The organism is Mesorhizobium sp. L-2-11 (assembly GCF_016756595.1).
Taxonomy (GTDB): Bacteria; Pseudomonadota; Alphaproteobacteria; order Rhizobiales; family Rhizobiaceae; genus Mesorhizobium.
The window spans coordinates 5924854-5945707 of the sequence record NZ_AP023257.1; the positions used below are offsets into that span (position 1 = coordinate 5924854).

The 20854-nt window shown below is 63.3% G+C and carries 18 protein-coding genes; 9 read left to right on the forward strand and 9 right to left on the reverse strand.

What is annotated here, in order from left to right; translation table 11 throughout:
* Positions 1 to 18 precede the first annotated feature (18 nt).
* From JG739_RS28230 to JG739_RS28245, 4 genes are all read right to left on the reverse strand, one after another.
* Positions 19 to 1674 carry a vWA domain-containing protein gene (locus tag JG739_RS28230; RefSeq protein WP_202364380.1) on the reverse strand — a complete coding sequence of 552 codons (1656 nt, stop codon included), beginning with the start codon at positions 1672 to 1674 and terminating at the stop codon, positions 19 to 21.
* A 126-nt stretch (positions 1675 to 1800) separates the two neighbouring features.
* Positions 1801 to 2799, reverse strand: coding sequence for a GlxA family transcriptional regulator (locus tag JG739_RS28235; RefSeq protein ID WP_027155553.1), 999 nt, complete (start codon positions 2797 to 2799; stop codon positions 1801 to 1803).
* A 19-nt stretch (positions 2800 to 2818) separates the two neighbouring features.
* The gene (gene folD / locus JG739_RS28240) at positions 2819 to 3718 is read right to left on the reverse strand and encodes a bifunctional methylenetetrahydrofolate dehydrogenase/methenyltetrahydrofolate cyclohydrolase FolD (protein ID WP_202364381.1); all 900 of its coding nucleotides are present in this window, start codon (positions 3716 to 3718) and stop codon (positions 2819 to 2821) included.
* Positions 3719 to 3963: 245 nt separating this feature from the next.
* Positions 3964 to 6084: a GumC family protein gene (locus JG739_RS28245; RefSeq protein ID WP_202367681.1), complete on the reverse strand. Its 2121-nt coding sequence runs from the start codon at positions 6082 to 6084 to the stop codon at positions 3964 to 3966.
* Positions 6085 to 6279: 195 nt separating this feature from the next.
* On the opposite strand from JG739_RS28245, the gene JG739_RS28250 reads away from it, so the two are divergent.
* A complete protein-coding gene (locus JG739_RS28250; protein ID WP_202364382.1) occupies positions 6280 to 7575 on the forward strand; it encodes a lipopolysaccharide biosynthesis protein in 1296 nt (431 codons plus the stop codon).
* Positions 7576 to 7579: 4 nt separating this feature from the next.
* Here JG739_RS28250 and JG739_RS28255 read toward each other — a convergent pair whose 3' ends face one another.
* From JG739_RS28255 to JG739_RS28265, 3 genes are read right to left on the reverse strand one after another with little or no spacing between them, the layout of a single operon-like run.
* Positions 7580 to 8503 (reverse strand): DUF6492 family protein, encoded by a 924-nt coding sequence (locus JG739_RS28255; RefSeq protein ID WP_202364383.1) that lies wholly within the window; start codon positions 8501 to 8503, stop codon positions 7580 to 7582.
* On the reverse strand, positions 8500 to 9318 hold the full coding sequence (locus JG739_RS28260; RefSeq protein ID WP_202364384.1) for a WecB/TagA/CpsF family glycosyltransferase: 819 nt from the start codon (positions 9316 to 9318) through the stop codon (positions 8500 to 8502). Before JG739_RS28260 ends, JG739_RS28255 begins: the two co-directional genes overlap by 4 nt.
* Entirely contained in the window at positions 9315 to 10487 is a 1173-nt protein-coding gene (locus JG739_RS28265) for a glycosyltransferase (protein ID WP_202364385.1), read from the reverse strand. The genes JG739_RS28260 and JG739_RS28265 overlap by 4 nt, the downstream gene beginning before the upstream one ends.
* Positions 10488 to 10655: 168 nt before the next feature.
* Here JG739_RS28265 and JG739_RS28270 point away from each other — a divergent pair, with 168 nt between their 5' ends.
* From JG739_RS28270 to JG739_RS28285, 4 genes are all read left to right on the forward strand, one after another.
* Positions 10656 to 11654: a glycosyltransferase family 2 protein gene (locus tag JG739_RS28270; protein ID WP_202364386.1), complete on the forward strand. Its 999-nt coding sequence runs from the start codon at positions 10656 to 10658 to the stop codon at positions 11652 to 11654.
* Positions 11623 to 12942, forward strand: coding sequence for an O-antigen ligase family protein (locus JG739_RS28275; RefSeq protein WP_202364387.1), 1320 nt, complete (start codon positions 11623 to 11625; stop codon positions 12940 to 12942). Before JG739_RS28270 ends, JG739_RS28275 begins: the two co-directional genes overlap by 32 nt.
* Positions 12943 to 13070: 128 nt before the next feature.
* Positions 13071 to 13886 carry a pyrroline-5-carboxylate reductase gene (proC, locus tag JG739_RS28280; RefSeq protein WP_202364388.1) on the forward strand — a complete coding sequence of 272 codons (816 nt, stop codon included), beginning with the start codon at positions 13071 to 13073 and terminating at the stop codon, positions 13884 to 13886.
* 321 nt (positions 13887 to 14207) lie between these two features.
* The gene (locus tag JG739_RS28285; RefSeq protein WP_199202850.1) at positions 14208 to 15371 is read left to right on the forward strand and encodes an IS4 family transposase; all 1164 of its coding nucleotides are present in this window, start codon (positions 14208 to 14210) and stop codon (positions 15369 to 15371) included.
* 175 nt (positions 15372 to 15546) lie between these two features.
* On the opposite strand, the gene JG739_RS28290 is transcribed toward JG739_RS28285, so the two are convergent.
* The gene (locus JG739_RS28290; protein ID WP_202364389.1) at positions 15547 to 16863 is read right to left on the reverse strand and encodes an NAD(P)H-dependent oxidoreductase; all 1317 of its coding nucleotides are present in this window, start codon (positions 16861 to 16863) and stop codon (positions 15547 to 15549) included.
* Positions 16864 to 17062: 199 nt separating this feature from the next.
* On the opposite strand from JG739_RS28290, the gene JG739_RS28295 reads away from it, so the two are divergent.
* The 3 genes from JG739_RS28295 (at position 17063) to JG739_RS28305 (ending at position 19865) form a co-directional block, all read left to right on the forward strand.
* Entirely contained in the window at positions 17063 to 17836 is a 774-nt protein-coding gene (locus tag JG739_RS28295) for an SDR family NAD(P)-dependent oxidoreductase (RefSeq protein WP_202364390.1), read from the forward strand.
* 216 nt (positions 17837 to 18052) lie between these two features.
* On the forward strand, positions 18053 to 18772 hold the full coding sequence (locus JG739_RS28300) for a hypothetical protein (protein WP_202364391.1): 720 nt from the start codon (positions 18053 to 18055) through the stop codon (positions 18770 to 18772).
* 175 nt (positions 18773 to 18947) lie between these two features.
* Entirely contained in the window at positions 18948 to 19865 is a 918-nt protein-coding gene (locus tag JG739_RS28305) for a YihY/virulence factor BrkB family protein (RefSeq protein WP_202364392.1), read from the forward strand.
* A gap of 31 nt (positions 19866 to 19896) precedes the next feature.
* Here the strand turns inward: JG739_RS28305 and JG739_RS28310 are convergent, their stop codons facing one another.
* Positions 19897 to 20181, reverse strand: a complete 285-nt coding sequence (locus tag JG739_RS28310) for a DUF3606 domain-containing protein (protein ID WP_202364393.1) — start codon at positions 20179 to 20181, stop codon at positions 19897 to 19899.
* A 217-nt stretch (positions 20182 to 20398) separates the two neighbouring features.
* On the opposite strand from JG739_RS28310, the gene JG739_RS28315 reads away from it, so the two are divergent.
* A complete protein-coding gene (locus JG739_RS28315; RefSeq protein ID WP_244749604.1) occupies positions 20399 to 20683 on the forward strand; it encodes a hypothetical protein in 285 nt (94 codons plus the stop codon).
* Positions 20684 to 20854: the final 171 nt, after the last annotated feature.

A 20854-nucleotide genomic window follows, 5' to 3' on the forward strand; every position in this document is an offset into this window, starting at 1 on the left:
TGGCGTCGAATTGCGCTCCTATTGAACTGTCAACTCGGCTCGCTCGCCGGCTGTGATGGTCACCGTACTTTCCTTCGAGCTGTTGTCCAACTTTTCGGAGACGACGGCGTAGTCGCCGGCCGGCAGCGCCGCCTGATATTTCTCGTCAAAGGCGTAGCCGAGCGATTTGCGGTTGCCGTTGATGTCCTTCTTCGCATCGAAAATCTCGATCTTCGAAGCTCCTGGCGCGGTGATCGCCAGCACGCCGGCATTGATGGCGATCTTGACATCCTGATGCTCACCGGCCTTGACGCTGAACGGCTGCTCGACGACGGCAAGGTCGACCGTCGCCGTCAGCACATAGTCGTCGGGCGGCAGATCGAACTTGCTGTCGGGGCCATAGGCATAAGCCACCTCTTGCCTGGTTCCGTCGACCTTCTTTTTTGCCTTGAACACCTTGAAGCCGATGCCCGAACCGTCGGCCTTGTCGCCGCCGGCAATGTAATAGGCGTTGGCAACGACATGGCCGACGCCGACGACGATATCCTTTTCGACGAGCTTGCCGCCCGTGAGCGGGATGATTTCGGTAACCTCGCCCTGCCCGATCCTGACCGTCACTTTCTGGTCGCCGGCCGGCAACACGACCTTGGTGTCGCCGTAATAGGTCGCCGGCATATCAACGCCCGGATAGGCGATCACGACAGCCGCACCATCGGCCACATCCGCGCCCTCACTTGGCCGCGGATGAATGACGAGCGTGCCGGCATTCAGCGTAAGGAGGGGTTCGTAGACCTGGCCCGCCTCGACCGTGAGCTTCTGTTCAGTCCCGGCCTCGCCAAGGCGTGCGACAATCAAGTAGTCGCCCGGGTCCAGATTGCCTTTGTAGGCGCCGTACTCGGTGGCGACGTAGTCGCCGCGCGTGCCGTCGGACTTTGCCTTGTAGATCTCCCAGGAGTTGCCTTCGGTGACGGGATCGCCGCCCTCGGCGAGCACCACGGCGGGGATGAAGTTGAACTCCGGTTTTTCCGGCGCGGCAGGTGGCTGCGGCGCCGGTTCGGGCGCCGGTGCAGGTGCGGCGGCGATGGTCTCGACCAGCGCGTCCTGCAGCGCCTTCTCATCCGACGCCTGGATGTATTTGCCGCCGGTGTTGTCGGCGAGGCAAGCAACCTGCTTGCCCTCGTCCGCGGTCAGGCCGAAGCCGACGACGTTTACGGTGAAGTCGACACCGGCGGCCCTCAGGTCCCTGCCGAGCGCACAGGGGTCGCCTTTGCAGGTCTCGAGCCCGTCGGTGATCAGGATGACGGTGGCCTTGTCCTCGGTGTATTTCAGCGCCTCGGCCGCCTGTCTGACGGCTGATGTCAGCGGCGTCTTGCCGATGAATTTCAGACTATCGGCGACAGCGGAAACAGCAGCTGCCGAGCCGGCCTGCGGCGGCACGATGAGTTCGATGTCCTCGCAACTGCCCTTCTCGCGATGGCCATAGGCCATGAAGCCGATTTCCTTGTCGGCAGGGACCGATTGCAGCACCGTTCGCAGCGATTGGCGGGCGATTTCGAGCTTGGGCTTGCCGTCGATCTGCGCCCACATCGAACCGGAGGCGTCGAGAACGATGACGACACGGTCGGCGGCAAGGCCGAGCGTCGTCATCCACAACAGTAAAATCGCCGCAGCGATGCTCCGTGCAAGTCCCGCCATGAAATATCCCCCCAGTCAGTGGCCGCCAGTCAGTCTCTGCAGTCAGGCGGGCGAAGCTACTTGACGCCGCGTCAGGATACAAGTCCGGGCGCCGGGCACATGGCGGCGCTGACTGCGCCAAACCGCTCAATATGTCGTGCGCCGCTCTTCGGAAGGCGGCCGGCCAAACTGCAGCCGGTAGCTCTGGGCAAAATAGGAGTGCGAGGTGAAGCCGGTGGCGATCGCCACGTCGAGGATCGGCATGTTGGTCTGGCGCAGCAATTCGCGCGCCCGCTCAAGCCTGAGCCGCATGTAGTAGCGGCCGGGCGTCACGCTGAGATGACGCAGGAACAGCCGCTCGACCTGGCGCACCGACAGGCCGGCCGACTTGGCGAGCTGCACCGCCGACAGCGGCTCGTCGAGATGGTCGGCCATCAATTCGACGATGCGCCGCAGCTTTTCCGATTTGCCGGTCAGGTCGCGCTCAGGACCGACGCGCTGGCGGTCTCCGGCGGAGCGGATGCGTTCGTGCTGGAACTGGTTGGCGACGCCGTTGGCAAGGCTCGAGCCGAAATCGCCACGCACGATCTCCAGCATCAGGTCGATGGAGGTGGTGCCGCCGGCGCAGGTGTAACGCTTGCGATCGATCTCGAAGACATTGCCGGTGCAGTTGATGTCGGGAAACCGTTCGACGAAGCCGGCGCGGTTTTCCCAGTGGATGGTGCAGCGATAGCCTTCGAGCTGGCCTGCCTCGGCGAGCAGATAGGAGCCGACCGACAGTGCGCCGAGCGCGTTGCCGCGCCGGCCCCAGCTGCGCAGCGCCGCCAGCACCTTGCTCTTGCCGGGAAACTCGGTCGTCAGCCCGACCGAGACGAAAAGAATATCGACCGGCGGCAAATCGGCGACAGCGTAGTCGATCTTGAGCGGCAGGCCATTGGAGGCCATGACGGCATCTCCGTCGGCCGACACCGTCGTCCAGCCATAAAAATCGTGGCCGAGCAGCCGGTTGGCCGACCGGAACGTGTCGATTGCGGCGGCCAGCGAGAACATGGAAAACTTGTCGACCAGCAGGAACCCGAATTGCCGGCCGCCGTGAATGGGATCATTCGTGACCGGCCGCTCTGAGGGAACAGTGAGGTTCGGCAAAGCTTTGGGCTTTCCAGGTTCAGAAAGACGGCCGTTTCAATCCGGCCGCGAGATAGGCGGAAGCTAGCGTGTTGGCCATCAGCATGGCAATGGTCATCGGTCCGACGCCGCCTGGCACCGGCGTGATGGCACCGGCCGTCTTGGCCGCTTCCGCATAGGCGACGTCACCGACGAGGCGGGTCTTGCCTTCGCCCTTTTCCGGCGCCGCGATGCGGTTGATGCCGACGTCGACGACGGTGGCGCCCGGTTTGACCCAGTCACCCCTGACCATTTCTGGTCTGCCGACAGCGGCAACGAGAATGTCGGCGGTGCGCGCCAGTGCGGCCAGGTCCTTGGTGCGGCTGTGCGCGATGGTGACGGTGCAGTTGGCGGCAAGCAGAAGATTGGCCATCGGTTTGCCGACGATATTGGAGCGGCCGACGACCACCGCATTGAGCCCGGAAAGATCCTTGCCGCGCACGCGCTCGATGAGCAGCATCGAGCCGGCCGGCGTGCAAGGCACGAACGCCGTCTCCAGTTCGCCGGTGCCGAGCTTGCCGACATTGATGAAGTGGAAGCCGTCGACATCCTTTTGCGGCGCTATTGCCTGGATGACCTTGCCCGCATCGATATGGCCAGGCAGCGGAAGCTGCACCAGGATGCCGTTGATGGCGGGATCGGCGTTGAGTTCGCCGATGATAGCAAGCAGTTCCTGTTCGGACATTTCGGCCGGCAGCGTGTGCTGGACCGAATGAAATCCGCATTCCTTGGCGGTACGGGATTTGGAGGCGACGTAAACCTGGCTCGCCGGATCCTCGCCGACGATGACCACGGCGAGACCGGGCTTGTGCGCGCCCTTTTCCATCAGTTCGATCGTCAACGCTTTGACGCGCCGCACCACGCCTTCGGCAACGCTTTTTCCGTCAATCAACTCGGCCATCAACCATCCTCAACGTCGTTCTGCTGAAAGCGCGTCGCGTCTGAAACATCCTGCGGCGCGCTTTGAGTCCTTGTTTGCGCATGTCGTCGTCCCAAAACCGCTGCGCACCCTCGGGTCAAGCCCAGGGGCGTGCTTTTGGGCTCCATGCAGCGCGGCATTCTCACGAAAATCCGACCGGGCAATCCCGTCAAAGCGCCGTCTTATGCCGCTAACTCGAAACAGATGGCTTTTATTCTATCGGGCGCTCAGAAATAGCGCCGCGATCGGCTTTCGCTGAGTTCGCGAACCGCTTCGCGGAATTCGCGCAGGCTGGCTCGGATTTCCTCGATGGAGGCTTGCTGTTCAGCGGCTTTCCAAGCCTGATCTGCCTCGTCCGACGAGGCTTGGCGATAGTGCTGCTGCGGATGAGGCCCGGCATGGGGCGGAACGGGCGGCGACGCCTTGTATGCCTTGTCTTCAATGGGTGTCCGGCGCTGTTCTGCCCGGCGGCGCGGCCGCGAATCGGCGGATTCGCGCAGGCTCGCATAAGCGCCGCGCATGGCGCCGAGGCCGACACCGGAAGCAAGCCCCGCTAGCAGGCCGGCAAGCACCGTCATGGCGCGCGACGGTCCGTTCGGCTCGAGCGGGGCAAAGGCCTTGGAGATCACGTTGATGTTGGCGGTGTTGATGTCCTTCTGCTCGCCGGTCTCCCGGGCGCGGAGAAGATATTGTTCATAGACGGAGCGTTTGGCGGCGGCCTCGCGCTCCAATTCGCGCAGCGTGACCAGGTCACTGTTGACGTCGCCGCTGCGGACTTTCAACTGCGCCAGCCGCGAGGCCAGATCCTGTTCGAGCTGCACGGCGCGCCTGAGGTCGACCTGCAGCGACGAGGCGATGCGGCGCAGTTCCCCGACGATACGCTCGCGCGATCCGGCAAGCTGGGCATTGAGCGCCTGGAGCTCGGGATGTCGCGGCCCGAGCCGGATCGCGGCGCGGTCGGCCTCCTGCTTGAGCGTCGCATATTGCGAGCGCAACTCGCTCATGGTGTTGGAGTTGATCTCCTCCGGCAAGGTGCCGCTCAGAACCGAACTCACGTCGATCGAGCGCGCCGACGCGGCGCGGGCGTTGAGTTCCAGCGTGCGTGCGCGGGCGATGGCCAGCTGCTGGTTGAGCTTGAGCATCTCGTCGTCGCTGATCAAATGGCCTTGCGCGTCGACGAGGTCGTGCGCGGCCCTGAAATCCTCGACCTTGCGCTCGGCCACTTCGACGCCCTTGCGCAGCTCGTCGAGCCTGCCGGTCAGCTCGTTGGTCGCGCGGCCAGCGGTATCGGACTGGATCTGGCCGAAAGTCTGCAGAAAAACATCCGTCATCGTGTTGGCGATCAGCGCCGACTTCTCGCCATGTTGCGTGGTGGCGCTGACCGAGATGACAAAGGTCTTGCCGCCGCGCTCGACCGAAAGGCTCTCGGCCAGATTGGCGACGGCCAGCGCACGGCGGCGGCCCTCACCGGCAGCCGGCCCGTCATTGCGCGACAGCATCGACCGGATCAACGTCATCATCCCCAGGCCACCGGCCCCTTGCCCATTGAACTCCGGATCATTGACGAGATTGAGCTTGTCCACGACCTTGTTGAGAACGGTGCCGGAGGTGAGCACGCGAACCTGGTTCTCGACGATGGCCAGCGTGGCGTCGGACGCAACCACCGATTGGGTGAGGTCGCGGTCGGTGAGCTTCAGGTCGCGCGGGTCGACGATCAGCTCTGCGGTGGCTTCGTATTTCTTCGGCGTCGACAGCGCGAGGGCGACGCCAAGCGCGGCGCCCAGTATCGTCATGGCGACGATCAGCAGCTTCGAGCGGGCAATGCCGCGGACGACCTGCATCGGATCGATCAACGGCTTCCATCTGTCGTCCTCCTCGCGGGAAGACCGCTGCTCGTCATCTGCGTATCGAGGTTCTTCGTCGGCATATCGAGGTTCGAACGCGGCGTGTCGAGGCTCGAACGCGGCGTATCGAGAATCGGCATCGGAACGCCGGTCCTCGGAGACACCGGCTGCAAGCGGCTCCTCCCGCTGCCTGGCCTGCGCATGGCCCGCATCAGCCGCGTCGTCGGTCTCAGGTGGCATCCGGGCGGCCGAAGCCGATGCATCGTCGGCTTGAAACCAAGTTTCATCGTTTGCCGATAACTCCGGGGTTGCCGAAAATTCCGGATGCGTTCGCCCCTCGCGGCGTGAACGCGCGCGACGATGGCGTGTTGCGGCATCCTCGCGCCATGACGCCCCGCCGCCGATCGCAACCAGCGATGGTTCTTCTTCGCCGCGCAATGCCTGGCCGAGCGCCAGCAAGGACCGCTCGCGCTTCCAATCTTCCCGGTTTTGCCTGTCGACCATTGTCGTGGAGCTTGCCCTTTGCGGCTTGGACGCGCGGTCAGCCATTCGTTAAGCCATACTAAACAAGCATAGGAAACAAAAGGTTAATTTCCCTGCCTTGAAGACAAGGTTTCCCTCCTGGGTTGTGTCCTTGGAAAGCGATCGATAGCGCCCAGAACCGCGCGTTAAACTTTCCGGCCTATGCTGTCTCGACACATGACTGAGGCAGGCAACATCCCGCAAAAACGGCATCTCGCCCGGATCGACGCTTTCCTGGCCGAGCGACGGCGGCTGGTTCGCGACTATCTTTCGGCGATCAGCGGCGCGGGCGGGCGGCTGGTGTTTTCGCTCGCCTATTTCATCGCGCTGGCCAACACGCTGTCGATCGCCGAGTTCGGCATGTTCGCCACTGCTTCGGCGGCCGGCGTGATGCTGTCGCGCATCCTGGCCTTCGGCTTCATCTCGGCGCTTTACCGAACCGCCACCATCCGCCCCAATCTGATCGGCACCTTCACGGCCGGCTTCCTGCTGCTTGGTGCGATATCGCTGCCGTTGCTGGCGGCCGCCGCCTACGGCGTCTACCTGGTGTTCTTTGCCAGCACCGTGCCGCTGTCGGTGTTTGCGGCGATCGTATTTGCCGAGGCGTTGCTGTGGCGGCCGGTCGAGGTGGCGCTGATCGTCAACAACGGTCTCGGCAAATTCGGCCGCGCCGCCCTGATGACGATCCTGGCGACGGCCCTGCGGGCGCTCGGCGCCGTGCTGTTCATGTTTGCGGCGCAGCCGAGCATAGGGGTCTGGTCCTGGTATTACATCGGCGCCAACGCCGTCTCGCTGCTCATCGCCTTCGGATTTTTCTATCCACGCCAGCGGCTGCGGCTGCGGCTGGCGCTCTATCTCAGGCGGCTCGCCGATTCCATTTACGTGGCCGGCGCAGAGGTGCTGTTCTACCTGCAGATGGAATTCGACAAGCTGCTGGTGCTGGCGATCGGCGGCCCGCACCTCGCCGGCATCTATGCCATCATCATGCGGCTGGTCGACCTGACGGCGATCCCGATCCGCACCTTCTCGATGATGCTGGTGCAGCGCATGATGCGGGCGCCGGAGCTCTTGTCGCGCCTTTCGGTCAAGAGCGGCATCGAAGGCGGCGTGTTCGCGGTCTCGACGCTGGCGCTGGCGACACTCGGCATCGTGCTGCATTTCTTCCCCAACGCGCTCGGCAGCAATGTTGCGGAGGCCGCCCCCTTGGTGGCGCTGGCGATCTGCGTGCCGGGCCTGCGCAACCTCGTCGAATACCAGGCCGAGCTTCTGTTCGCGCGCGGCCAGACGCTGGTGCGGGCGATCAACCTGGCCCTGCTTGCCGGGATGAAGGCGGTGCTGCTGACCTATGTGCTGACCAATATCCCGGGCACGCCCGATCTGGTGCTGTCGCTCAACGTCGTCTTCCTGCTGCTCTATCTCGCCTCGGCGCTGCTCACCTATTCGGCGATGCGCAGGCCGGCGAAGCCGGTTTGAGGGACTAATCCAGCCCGATCAGGCGGCGGATGCGGCCGACGTCGGTGCCGATGAACGACTGCATGCCGATGGCCACCTGTTGCGGCGCCATGGCGGCGACGAAGCGGCGGAACTCGTCATCCGACAGCGCCTCGCCCGTCCAGTGGACGCGGCAGAACTCCTCCGAGCCATGGAAATGGCCGGCGCCGCCGAGCACGTCGTCGACATAGCGGCCGTAGATCATGCATTCGGAGAATTTCCGCGCCGCGCCGACGATTTCGACCCAGTAGCGGCCGTGGATCTTCTCGATGCGGGCGCACATCGCCGTCACGGTTTCGCGGCGCCAGGCAATCAGCGTCGAAATGTAGTCGTGGGTCGAAACCTCCGATGGCTCGATGCCGAGCGCCGAGCCGGCATTGCGCGACCAGATGCGATGCTGCTCGTGACCGTCACCCGACAGCACGCCGTCGCGGCGGAACAGCCGCACCTTGCCGTCGCGCCAGAAGGCGCTGCAGTCGAAAGGTTTTAGGAACGCCACGTCGGAATCGCAGAAGACCAGCACGTCCTCGCCGGCGTGCGCCGATATCGCGATGCGGCGAAGCTGCTGCACATGCCAGCCGCGCAGCGGCATGGTCTTCAGGCTGAGCCAGATGCGCCGGCGGAACAGGCTGAGCGGATCGTCGAAGGCATGCAGCCAGCGCGGCAACAGGTCGCGCTCGTCGACGATGGTGCGGCGATTGTTCTCCAGCTGACGAAACAGCGCCACATCGCGATGCTCGACAAGGATATAGTGGTGCGCCACGCCGGAAACGTAGCGGTCGATTGTGTCGCACAGCAGGTGGCAGCGCTCCAAATCCGGCGCATAGCTTGCCGTCACGACCGCCGCCGTCGGCGTCCGGCGAAGGAAATCGGCCTCGCGATCAGGGCTCGAAACGAACCGGTTGTTCAATGATCTGCTCCGCGGCCTGCCGCAGGGCTGGTTCTGGCAGGAGCGGGCCTGCGCAAGAATTTCTGGCCGATGACGCGCCACAGGAACAGGGGATTGCCGACGACATAGCGGCGCCAGAGACGGCCCGGTTCGATCCACAACCGAAACAGCCATTCGAGCCTGAGCCGACGCATCCACAGCGGCGCCCGCGGCACCGTGCCGCTCAGAAAATCGAGCAGCGCGCCGACTGCGATCGGCAGCGTGCAGTGGCGCGCGTCGATGTGGCGCGCGATCCATAATTCCTGGCGCGGCACGCCCATGGCGACAAGCAGCACGTCCGGCCGCAATCTGGCGATGCGATCGACGATTGCCGGCTCCTCGGCGGGAGAGAAATAACCGTCATGGACGACCACGAACCGGTGCTGCAACGCGAGTGCTGCCAGCTTCTTCGATGCCGCCTCGGCGTTGACCTTCGTCGCGCCGAGCAGCCCCACGGTTAGCGGCCTGGCGGCAGCCTGCAGGAAGGCAGGGATGAAATCGGTGCCATTGAGATTGTCCGGAAACGGCGCTCCGTGAAGCAGTTTCGCCGCCAGATCGACGCCGACGCCGTCCGGCAGGATGAGAAAATCGTCGAGCGCCTCGGCAACGACCGGGTCCGTATAGGTGACATTGGCGTTGTGCGCGTTGAGAAAGGTGACCTTGGTGAAGCGCCGCTCTGCAATCAACCGGGTCAGCAGCGCGACCGCATCGTCCCAGCCGATGGCAAGGACCGGGATGCCCAGGATCGATTTCAAGCTGTCGGCCCCGAAGACGGCGCGGGCGTTGTGCATATTCATGCAAGCATCTCCTGGCCGACGGGCCCGAGCTTTTCCAGGCCGAGCCTGATTGCGGCATCGAGCGCCTGCAGCTGCCGGCGGTGGAAAGCGCTGCCGTCGACGTCCCCGACATCGGCAACCGCTGCTTCAAGGGCGCCGGCGAAGGCGACCGGATCATCGGTCACGACGCAATTGACCGGGCGATGGTCGATGCCGCGCAGCGAATGGCTGGTCGCGACAGAGGGCAGGCCGAGCTCGAAGGTTTCGATGGTCTTGAGCTGTACGCCGCTGCCGGAGGTGCTGATCAACGGGATGACGGCGGCGCTGCGCACGAAAGCCTGCGCGTCCGGGACGCGGCCGACGAATTCGACGCCGGGATGCGCGGACGCGAGGCCCGACGGCATGCCGCCGGCAATCCTGACCCGAAAATCGGGCCTGAGATGCGGCACCACCTTTTCCAGGAACCAGTCGAGGCCGATGCGGTTCGGCTGCCAGGTCCAGGTGCCGATCAGCGCCGCGTCGCAGTCGATGCGGCGCGGGGTTTTTTGCACGGGCGGCTGGGCGCAAGTCACCAGCGGCAGCACCGCCGACCGGCGGTCGGAGGCGACGCCGAGTGCCGAGCGATCTTCCTCGGCCAGCGTGAAGACGAAGCGTGCCCGGCGGCAGAGCCGTTCTTCCACAGTCTTGAGCAGCCTTGCCTCACGGCGAAACAGCAGGCGCTGGAAAAGGCCGCCGGCGGCAGCGGCGTTCTCCTGCGCCGAACGATGCTCGACATTGTGAGCGACGAAAATCGACGGCCGGTCGCCGAAAAGCCTTTCGAAGGCGCCGGCGAACTGCACGGAATTCAACACATAGCCGTCGAAAGGGCCGACGCGTTCGACGGCGGCGCGGATCTCACTGTCGTTGACAACGCGCAGCTTGACCGACGCGAAAGTGAGGCCGGAGAGCATCGCCCTTGCAACCCAGGCGAGCTTTTGCAGCGATGAGGCGGTTTCGGTGCGCACATCGACGGCGCCGAGCACGATGGTGTTCTGCGGATCGCTCGCAGGCTTGCCCGGCCAGGTGAAGCCGATCACCGTGACGCGCGCGCCGGCGCGCCGCAACGCGGCGATGATTGCGGCATTGGCGATCTCATAGCCCGAGGCAAGAGCACCGTCGGGCACGATCGATGTGGCGAACAGCAGATGCATCTCACCTTTCCAGCGCTGACCAACTAGCAAAGCGCGGTGAAGATTAAGTGAAGCCATTTGGTGGCCCGGCGTTGCCGATTTGCCGGCTTGTCCGCGAAGGTGATTAACGAAACGTTATCATCACGATGCTAATCGAGAGCCAAACTCACCATCCCGGGCTGGACACGGATGATCCCTTTGCCATCGGACGGTTCGGTATCGATCGCAGGGCGGTCGCCGGGACTCGTCGCCGCTGCCGTCGAGGCGGTCGTTACGCTGCCGACCTTCAAACGGCCCGAGCAGCTGCTGGCGACACTGGCGTCGCTCACGGCCCAGGACACCGGCAGACGCTTCGCAATCATCGTCATCGAGAACGAAGCCGAGGCGCGCGCCGGCGCCAGGGCGGCGCTGCCGCTGTTCGAGCGCGGCGACATCCCGGGCATGGTGATCGTCGCGCATGAGCGCGGCAATTGCAGCGCCTACAATGCCGGCTGGCAAACGGCGATCCTGCACTTTCCCGACTTCAGCCACCTGCTGGTCATCGATGACGATGAGATCGCCGGTCCGCAGTGGCTCGAGCGCATGTGCCAGGCGGCCGAGACGCTCGGTGCCGACATTGTCGGCGGCCCGCAAATGCCTGTGTTTGCCGATGCGGCCCATGCCAGATGGGCCGAGCACCCGGTTTTTGCGCCACCCTATCGGCAGACCGGGCGGGTGCCGGCGCTGTATTCCTCCGGCAATCTGCTGGTCGGCCGCAACGTGCTCACCGCCATGGGGCCGCCCTTCCTCGACCTGAAATTCAACTTCATGGGCGGCGGCGATTCCGATTTTCTGAGCCGGGCCGCACAAAGAGGTTTTGTGCTTGGCTGGTGCGCCGAAGCGCAAGTGCATGAAACAGTTCCGGCCCGGCGCATCGAGGCCGACTGGATCCGTGCCCGCAGCCTGCGCAACGGCGTGATCTCGACATTGGTCGAGAAGAAGAAACGGGCCGGCACGCCGTTCGCCGGCACCAGGGTTTTTTTGAAGAGCCTGGCGCTGCTTGCCGTCTCGCCGTTTCGCGGCGCGGCCAGGCTGGCGCGGACGGGGTCATTGGCGACGGCCTTATACCCAGTCCATGTCGCTGTCGGCCGTGTGCTTGCCGAATTCGGATATGCCAATGAGCAATACCGGCAGCCTGAGAAGAACTGAACGCGCGCCGCTCAGCGCGGCCTTCACACGCGACGGCGTCGCGACCGCGATCGCCGCGCTGCTGTTCACCGTCATCCTGGTGTCGTTCCGTCCGTTCCAGCCGGCCGGCGCCGCAACGACCGGCGATGGCGGCGACATCGTCAACCAGCTCGGCTTCGGCTCGCTTGGCGCGATCTCGGTCTTCTCGCTCATGGCTTTTGCCGACCCGCGCGTGGTGCGTTCGCTGCTCAGCCCGTCCTGGCTGCTGATGCTGGCTTTCCTGATGCTTTCGGTGGTGATGGCAACCGATCCGCCGTCGGCCATGCGCGCCGCTTTCTTCACGCTGATCGGCATTTTGACGATGGCGACGATCCTGGCACTGCCGCGCGACGCCGAAGCCCTCTCGAAAGTCATCATCTTCACCATCGTCGTCGTCATCGGGCTTTCCTATATCGGGCTCCTCGTCTTTCCAAACGAGGCGCTGCACACCACCGCGTCGCTGGAGCCGGAGCATGCCGGCCTGTGGCGCGGCGTGTTCACCCACAAGAACATCGCCGGCCCCGTCATGGCGTGCTTCAGCTTCGCCGGGCTGTACCTCTACCGGCGCGGACAGCGGCTCTGGGGCGCATCGATCTTTTGCGCGGCGATGATCTTCATGCTGCACACCGGCTCCAAGACGACGGCCGGACTGGTGCCGTTTTCGATCCTGATCGTCGTGTTGCCAAGCCTGATCGGCATGCGGCTCGGCACTCCGATCCTGTTCGCGCTGGCCATCGTCGCCGCAGCGATCGGCACGCTGGGCATCGTCTTCCTGCCGCCGGTGAAGCATCTGGCGGCACTCCATTTTCCCGACCTGACCTATACCGGGCGCACGACGCTGTGGGAGTTCGCCGGCGAGATGCTGGCGAAGCGGCCATGGACCGGCTACGGCTTCGAGAGTTTTTGGGGCACGCCGCTGCTGTTGAACCAGGACCAGCCTTTCGACCGGGCCTGGGACATCAGAACCATCGTGCATGGCCATAATGGCTACCTCGACATCGCGGTGCTGATGGGCATTCCGGCGCTGTGCGTGGCGCTCTACACATTCCTGATCGCGCCGCTGCGCGATTACATGCGCATTCCCCTGCGCAAGGAGAACATCTATCTCGGCGACTTCTTCATGATGGTGGTGCTGTTCGCGGCGCTGAACGCCTTCCTCGAAAGCTTCTTCTTCCGTCGCGCCGACCCGGTCTGGCTGTTCTTCGTGTTCGGCATGTTCGGCCTGAGGCAGGTGTCGCTGCGGCCGATGGCGGTTCGTGGTCGGTCCTGATCTTCGTCCCAACAGGGCTTCCCCGTCCCGCCACGAACGTCTATTGGGAAGCCATCTTTTGAATTGAGCATCGGATTGTTCCAAACCCGGCACCCACTTTTGGGTCCAATGCTCTAGCGGAGGTTTCCATGACGATCAGGCTTGTTCTCGCCGGCTGCGGCAATATGGGCTACGCCATGCTCTGCGGCTGGCTGAAATCGGGCAAGCTCCTTCCGGCGGCGGTTTTCGTTGTCGAGCCCAATGCCGGTCTGCGCAAGCGCGCCGAAGCGCTGGGCTGCAGTGCCGCCGCGGATGCCGGCGGCATTCCAGCGGACGCGGTGCCGGCCCTCGTCGTCATTGCGGTGAAGCCGCAAGTGATCCGCGAGGCGACCGCCGCCTACAGGCGCTTCGATGACGGCCGCACCACCTTCCTCAGCATCGCCGCCGGAACGCCGGTCGCCACTTTCGAGGCCATTCTGGGCGATCGCGCGCCGATCGTGCGCTGCATGCCCAACACGCCGGCGGCGATCGGCAAGGGCATGATGGTGGTGTTTTCCAACCGGCTGGTCTCTATCGATACGAAGCGTTTCGTTGCCGATCTGCTGTCGGCGAGCGGCGAAGTGACAGATATCGACGACGAGGGCCTGATGGACGCGGTGACGGCGGTGTCAGGGTCTGGCCCGGCCTATATCTTCCATTTCATCGAAGCGCTGACTGTGGCTGCCGAGAAGGCCGGACTGCCACCCAAAACCGCCAGGCTGCTGGCCGTGCAGACGGTCTATGGCGCCGCCTCGCTCGCCGCCGAAAGCGGCGAGGATGCGGGCGTGCTGCGCCAGCAGGTGACCAGCCCCAACGGCACAACGGCCGCCGCACTTGCCGTGCTGATGGGCGAGGACGGGCTGACAAAACTGCTGACCGAAGCGGTGGAGGCGGCACGGCTGCGGTCAATCGAGCTGGGGAAGTAGTGGCTTGACGCGTTGCAAGCCGGTCGGCGGCTACCGTCGACGGTCAGATGCAATAGCAAACGTTCCGTAGCGATCCTTCGCGCCCCCCTCTGTCCTGCCGGACATCTCCCCCACTTGGGGGGAGATCAGACGTCATGCCGGCTTTCGCCAATCTCCAACATCGCAGTGGTGAGTGGACGGTCGAAGCTGCCAATCTCCCCACTTGTGCAGGGCTGTCCGGGGAAAGTTTTGAGTGAATCGAAATGCCACATGTGCATGCCCCGTAAAACGGGGTTTGTCCGTCTTTTCTCTGGTTGTCGAGACTCAGAAAAGGAACGGGGCATGCGCTTTGCACCTAGCATCTTCGGGCAGCTTCTTGAACCCATCGATCGGCGTCAATTCCAAGCAATTGTGGATCGCCACGACGGGGATGCGTACGACAAATCGTTCAGAAGCTGGGATCATCTGGTGGCGCTGATCTATGCCCAGTTCTGCGGCAGCAGCAGCTTGCGTGGCCTGGAAGCCGGCTGGAACGCCAACAGCCAGCATCATTATCACCTGGGCAGCGGTCCGTTGATGCGTTCGACCTTGTCGGATGCCAACAGACGGCGTCCGGTCGCCATCTTTGCCGAGGCGTTCGGTCTGGTGGCGAACCTGCTCGACAGGCAAATGCGGCGCGAGGGCGAAGCAATGCTGCGGCTGATCGACTCGACCCCCATTCCGCTCGGCAAACTGTGCGATTGGGCCAAGTCGAACGGGCGCATTCGCGGCATGAAGGTGCATGTCGTCTATGACCCGAAGACCGACTGTCCGCGCGTCCTCGACATCACCGACGCCAACGTCAACGACGCCCAGGTCGGTCGCCAGATCACGATCGAAGCTGGAGCGACCTACGTGTTCGACAAGGGCTACTGCCATTATGGCTGGTGGACGGCGATCGCCGAAGCCGGATCGATCTTCGTGACGCGGCCCAAATCCAACATGAGGCTGGCGCTGCTGCGTGATCGCCCTATAGCCGAGCCGCAGGGCGACGGCTTCCTGGTTGTGGAAGACAGTGAGGTAAGCTTGGTCAGCAAGGCTGCTTGCAAGCTGCCGATGCGGCTGCGTCGCCTGCGCGTTCAGCGCGAAACGGGCGACACCATCACGCTTTTGACCAACGATCTGGAGCGCTCTGCCGTCGAGATTGGACGGCTTTACAAAGGCCGCTGGCACATCGAGCTTCTGTTCCGATGGATCAAGCAGCACCTCAAGATCCGCAAGTTCCTCGGCAACAACGGCAATGCAATCCGCCTGCAACTCTTTGCCGCAATGATCGCCTTTGCGCTGCTGCGCATTGTCGCGCGCACCCGCCGCGTCACTATTCCTATCTTGAGGTTCACAGAACTGGTCGCTCAATACTTGTTCGGGCGGCGGAAACTGCACACCATCGATAAGCCGCCACCGGTCAATCCAAGCCGACCAAGGGACCGAGCCTCTCCCAATCAGATGGCCTTCATTTATGAATAACTTTCCCCGGACAGCCCTGCACAAGGAGGGAGATTGGCCTTCATCACCGATTTCGCCAACTACCAGCCTTGCAAAAAAGACGCTGTCCGCGAAGCTGCCGATCTCCCCCCAAGTGGGGGAGATGTCCGGCAGGACAGAGGGGGGCGCTGTCCCGCCGGCATCAAAATTCTGCGCACTACCCCGCCCCGTACAGCATCTCGTCCTGCAGCCGGCGCAAGGCGAACAGCCTGGTCGTCGGGTCGGGCGCGGCATTGGCCGATGTCAGCAGCTCGCCCTTGCTGACCGGTTTCAGCACCTTGCCGCCTTCGAGCAGGCCGACCGGCACGGCGCGGTTGGCGCGGGCCTCTTCGACAGTCATCGTCCAGGAGCGGTAGCAGGTCTCGCCGATCGCGTCGAATGTCTCTCCCGCCGCCAGATCGCGCTTGGCCACGGCGCAGACCTCGGCAACCGGCCTCGGCAACGGCACCATGTCCGGCTTGCCATAGAGCGCGATGCGCGCGGCGGTGAGCGGCACTTCCAGCGAGGTCAGATGATAGGGCCGGAAGAAGCTGTAATAGGGTCCATGGCCGATATGCAGATCGTCCATGCGCTCGATGATGCGCGGATGCGTCGCCTCGACGATGACGAACACGCCGGGCGCCACGCCTTTGCCGATGGTGTAGTCGACGACGCCCTTCCTCGACAGGATGCCGCCGTCGGTGCGCGGGATGAGCACCCTGGCCAGTTCATCGCGGTCGGCCCTGGGGCCGTGCATGCCGGCAATGTCGGGCACCAGCCCGGTGGCGTTGGCGATGGCGCACATCTCGACCATGGTCTTCGAGCCGTCGACGAATTCGACCAGCATCCGCGGGTTCATGTTGCGGCGCAGCGCTTCCGCGCGATAATCGTCAGGGACGGCGTCATGGTTGAGCGGGTTGTTCTTGCCCTTGCCGGCGCAGACGATGGTGTAGCCGAGCGCGGAGGCGAACTCGATCAGTTCCATGCAGCTCGACGGCTCGTCGCCGGCGCCGACCGAATAGACGACGCCGAGCCGATCGGCCTGCTGCTTCAGGTAACAGCCGATGGTGACGTCGGCCTCGACATTCATCATCACCAGATGCTTGCCGTGCTGCATCGCCATCAGGTCGAAATCGGCGGCGACGCCGGGCTTGCCGGTGGCGTCGATGACGACGTCGATCAGCGGATTGGTGACCAGCATCTCGTTCGAGGTGATGGCTATTTTTCCGCTTTCGATCGCCTCGCTGAGCTTCGACGGCGTATAGGCCTCGCGCGCCATCGCCTCATCGCCATAGGCGATGCGGATGGCATCACGCGCGGTGTGCGGGCGGCGGGTCGAGATCGCGCACACCGAAATGCCCGGCATCAGCATGCCTTGCGTCACCAGGTCGGTGCCCATCTCGCCGGAGCCGATGACGCCGATGCGCACCGGTCGGCCTTCCGCGGCACGCTTGGCGAGATCGCGGGCAAGCCCGGTCAAGGCGACATTGGTCATGCGCAAGTCCACTGCTTTTAGTTTGAACGGGGAATAGCAGGGAATGGCAGCCTTTTGCCAACGAAACCGGCCGCCGCCGATAATTTCTTGTGGCTGGCTTTCACACCACGAGCGGATAGTCTTCCACCCCAGAAGTGTCGAGCGATGAAGAGACCGTCCTGACGGGGCGCGTCCCGACGGATTTTCACGGGAGGTTGAGATGACAAACGAGTTCACGCCGAAATTCGATCTGGCTGACAAGGTGGTGCTGGTCACCGGCGCCTCGCGCGGCATCGGGCGCGCTTGTGCGCTCGCCTGCGCCGGCTCCGGCGCGGACATAATCGTTGGCGTTCGCAGCGCTGCCGACGGCGCGGATATTACCGCCGAAATTGAGCGCATCGGCCGGCGCGCACTGGCGGTACAGATGGATCTCACCGATCTGGCGACGGTGCGAAAGGCTGTCGCCGACGCCCACGCCGCCTTCGACCGCATCGACGTTCTGGTCAACAATGTCGGGCTCGGGCCTGAAAACCTCGCGGAGAACGTGACGGAAGCCGATTTCGACCTCACCGTGAACGTCAACCTCAAAGGCACGTTCTTCACCACCCAGGCGGTCGGACGGCTGATGATCGAGCAGAAATCCGGGCGCATCGTCAACATCAGTTCTCAGGCCGGCACGGTGACGCTGAAGGGCGAAGCGATCTACTGCATGACCAAGGCGGCAATAAACCACCTCACCCGCTGCCTCGCGGCCGAATGGGCGCAGCACAAGATCACCGTCAACAGCGTCGCGCCGACCTTCATCTGGACCGACGGAACACGGCCCTCGCTCGCCGATCCAGACTTTCATGCCCATGTGCTCGGCCACATCCCGCTCGGCCGCATCGGTGATCCTATCGATGTCGCGGGAACCGTGGTGTTCCTCGCCTCGCCCGCCGCGTCGATGATCACCGGCGCGAATTTACTGGTCGATGGCGGCTGGTCGGTGGCGTGAGCGAACCGGTCGTCTCGCCAATGGCAGCAAAGATACGTCTGGACAAACACGGCACTTGCCCCGACAGGCTGTCACGCTTACGCAGTCATGCCGTCACAGCGCCGGCAGGCGGCCGGGCACTACGAACTTGACAACGGCACAGTCTTTCAAAATGAGTGAAATCACGATTAACACGATTAATAGAGAAGCGGCACAAGGCAGATGGGCGAGACAGATATGGCATGGAGCGAAAGAAAGACCGGTTACAGCAAAGGCCGCTATTTCAAACAAATGGGCCTTGCGCTGCTGGTGCTCGTCTTTCTCATCGCTCTGCCGCTCGCCTTTCTTCCCGAAGACTTACTGAAATTCTACCTCAGCGAGGGCGGTCCCATCGAAGTCTTCTCGGCCGCCGCCTATCTGATCGTCGTGGCGACGCTTGTGCGGGAAATGTCCTATCGGGAGTTGCTCAAGCGCTGGTACCTTGTCGCCATCGCGATCGCGATGTGCCTGCGCGAATTGGACTTCCATGCGCATTTCACCACCCACAACATCACCAAGACCACCCTCTATATCTCGCCTGACGTGCCGCTGTGGGAAAAGCTAATCGGCGCGACGGTGGTCATCGCGCTCGCCGTCGCCTTCTATCGTCTCCTCAAAGGCGGCCTGCCCAGCTTTGTGCACGGGCTTCGCCACGGCGAGGCGACTGCCGTTGCCATTGCCGCCGCCATCGGTTGCGCCGTCCTTTCGAAGGCCATCGACGGGGCGCCGTCAAATCTCACCTTTCTCGGCATCCATCTCGCTCGGATCGATACCTCGACAGTGTTCGAGGAAATCTTCGAATTGGGAATCCCGATCTTTCTGGCCATCGCGGCATTCGCGGCCTTTCCGACGCAGGAGGGTTTCGCAAAAAGAGCCGCGGGACAGGTCGCGCCGAACAAGCCAAGATCCGTCAGCTGATTGCTCTGCCACGCCTTCGTCATCCCAGGGCAAGCAAGGAGCGGAGCGACGCGGCGCAGACCCTGGGATGACGAAGTGGAGGGGTGTTTCGGCCAATCTCCTGGGTTTGCCAGCTGCCACGCTCTGGTCCGCCCCGGTACTGCCCCTATCTGCTTGACAAGCAGGTGAGGCAAACATGTGGGATGTGGCGAAAGAGGCCTGGATACTGCTAAAGGAGAGCGTCCTCGGCTTCATCAATGACAATGCCTTGAGCCACGGGGCAGCGATGGCGTTCTATGCCACAACCTCGCTCGCGCCGATCCTGCTCATCGTCGTCGCCATCGCAGGCATGGCCTTCGGAAACGATGCGGCACGGCTGGCGCTTTCGGCCCAGATGGCGGGCCTGATGGGTCCGCAGAGCGCCGAGCTCCTGCAGGCGGCGATCGAGAACGCATCAAACAAGGAAGCGGGGACTCTTGCCAGCATACTGGGGCTCGTCACGCTGTTGGTTACCGCATCCGGCGTGTTCGGCGAAATGCAGCTTGCCCTCAACGAGATCTGGAAAGTCAAGCCGGGCGGCACCTCGATTTCACGTCTGGTGCGGGCCCGAGCTGCCAGCCTGGGTCTCGTCGCAGCACTTGGCTTTCTGCTGCTGGTGTCGCTGGTCGCAAGCGCGGCAATATCGGCGCTTGCAGATATTATCAACGCATATCTGCCGTTTGGCACCCTCATCCTCAGCGCTATCAACGCGATCGTTTCGTTTGCGCTGATCGCGCTGCTGTTTGCGGCAATCTACAAGGTCCTGCCCGACCGCACGCTGCAATGGCGCGACGTCGGCGTTGGCGCCGTCGTAACGGCGCTTCTCTTCACCATCGGCAAGTCGCTGATCGGCTGGTATATCGGGACCAGCGCCGTCGCATCGTCATATGGCGCAGCCGGTGCACTGCTCGTCGTGCTGCTGTGGGTCTTTTATTCCTCCGAGATCTTTCTGCTGGGCGCCGAATTCACACGAGCCTACTCGGTTCGACATGGCAGCCGGTCCGATCTGGAGGCGACCATTGAAGCAAGCAAATCGCGAACAGAAGCCGGCGGCGGCCAGCATCGAAACGTCTGAGAACGAAGTCTGGTTTTTTTCAGCCGGCGGCTCACTGCCTCCCCAAGCCACTACCTCCATCAACACCGGCGCTAAAACGCCCGCCGCGGCGCCCTGAGGCGAGCATGGCTTTGGGGTTATCCGGTCGCAGCGACGCGCGAAGTTCCTTCGCCGCAGCCACCAGCTTGGCGCGGTCGCTGCCATATCTCCTGATCAACTGATGAACTTGCGCCGGGGTGATGCCGTTCTGCCGGGCAAAATGCCTCACCACATAATCCTCGCTGCCAGAAATCCGATCCCGGTGGCGAGGATAGAGCTTCGCCGCGTCGGCTGCCATGTTTTACTCTCCTTTGTCGCGTTTGCTCACGATGTATGATTGGCCAACGCGACACAGGCGATTTCGTTGCCGCATTCGACACTAAAGCGCCTTTTCGCCGCAGCCGGGACGCACGGCCACAGCAATCAGACCGAAGCACGCCTTTGGTCTAATCCAGACGTCGATTTTTCGAGACTCAGTCCTCTGGCACGCGCATGATGCGGGCGGGGAGAACAATATGGGCAGGGAGGAAAAAGCCATGCGTGAATTGCCAAAGAGCATTGACGCAGACGTTGTCATCGAGATCAGCAGGCTGCTCGACGACCGTGCGAAGTCGGCACCAGTGCCAGTCCACAAGCTTGCCGCGATGATCTCGAATAGTGTCGAGACCGACTTGCCGACAGCTTCCATTGAAGAGTTGATCGTTGAAATGGCCATGACCCGCCAACTCCCGATGCTGTTCGATCTACCGGACGCGGATACAGACAACGTCATATCGATCGCCTTGGCGCGCGCCACCTGATCCGGCTGAGGAAGCTTGCCGTCGAGTGTGATTTCAAGACGCGGATCGCCTGCTCGAATTCGCCCGCTGGTTTCAGCCGGCGGCTTTTGCTGCGTCGCCAATAATAATCGTCTCAATAAATAATCGTCATGGCGGTCGGCCGTCGGGAACGTGTGCTGTCCGTTTGCATTT

What these genes read in the sequence shown, in the direction of transcription:
- JG739_RS28290 (WP_202364389.1), bottom strand. Translation starts at nt 16,863, where the DNA reads ATGACCAATGTCGCCTTGACCGGGCTTGCCCGCGATCTCGCCAAGCGT.
- JG739_RS28275 (WP_202364387.1), top strand. Translation starts at nt 11,623, where the DNA reads ATGAGCAATACCGGCAGCCTGAGAAGAACTGAACGCGCGCCGCTCAGC.
- JG739_RS28305 (WP_202364392.1), top strand. Translation starts at nt 18,948, where the DNA reads ATGTGGGATGTGGCGAAAGAGGCCTGGATACTGCTAAAGGAGAGCGTC.
- JG739_RS28245 (WP_202367681.1), bottom strand. Translation starts at nt 6,084, where the DNA reads ATGGTCGACAGGCAAAACCGGGAAGATTGGAAGCGCGAGCGGTCCTTG.
- JG739_RS28285 (WP_199202850.1), top strand. Translation starts at nt 14,208, where the DNA reads ATGCGCTTTGCACCTAGCATCTTCGGGCAGCTTCTTGAACCCATCGAT.
- JG739_RS28295 (WP_202364390.1), top strand. Translation starts at nt 17,063, where the DNA reads ATGACAAACGAGTTCACGCCGAAATTCGATCTGGCTGACAAGGTGGTG.
- folD (WP_202364381.1), bottom strand. Translation starts at nt 3,718, where the DNA reads ATGGCCGAGTTGATTGACGGAAAAAGCGTTGCCGAAGGCGTGGTGCGG.
- JG739_RS28315 (WP_244749604.1), top strand. Translation starts at nt 20,399, where the DNA reads ATGGGCAGGGAGGAAAAAGCCATGCGTGAATTGCCAAAGAGCATTGAC.
- JG739_RS28250 (WP_202364382.1), top strand. Translation starts at nt 6,280, where the DNA reads ATGACTGAGGCAGGCAACATCCCGCAAAAACGGCATCTCGCCCGGATC.
- JG739_RS28265 (WP_202364385.1), bottom strand. Translation starts at nt 10,487, where the DNA reads ATGCATCTGCTGTTCGCCACATCGATCGTGCCCGACGGTGCTCTTGCC.
- proC (WP_202364388.1), top strand. Translation starts at nt 13,071, where the DNA reads ATGACGATCAGGCTTGTTCTCGCCGGCTGCGGCAATATGGGCTACGCC.
- JG739_RS28270 (WP_202364386.1), top strand. Translation starts at nt 10,656, where the DNA reads ATGATCCCTTTGCCATCGGACGGTTCGGTATCGATCGCAGGGCGGTCG.
- JG739_RS28300 (WP_202364391.1), top strand. Translation starts at nt 18,053, where the DNA reads ATGGCATGGAGCGAAAGAAAGACCGGTTACAGCAAAGGCCGCTATTTC.
- JG739_RS28230 (WP_202364380.1), bottom strand. Translation starts at nt 1,674, where the DNA reads ATGGCGGGACTTGCACGGAGCATCGCTGCGGCGATTTTACTGTTGTGG.
- JG739_RS28310 (WP_202364393.1), bottom strand. Translation starts at nt 20,181, where the DNA reads ATGGCAGCCGACGCGGCGAAGCTCTATCCTCGCCACCGGGATCGGATT.
- JG739_RS28260 (WP_202364384.1), bottom strand. Translation starts at nt 9,318, where the DNA reads ATGAATATGCACAACGCCCGCGCCGTCTTCGGGGCCGACAGCTTGAAA.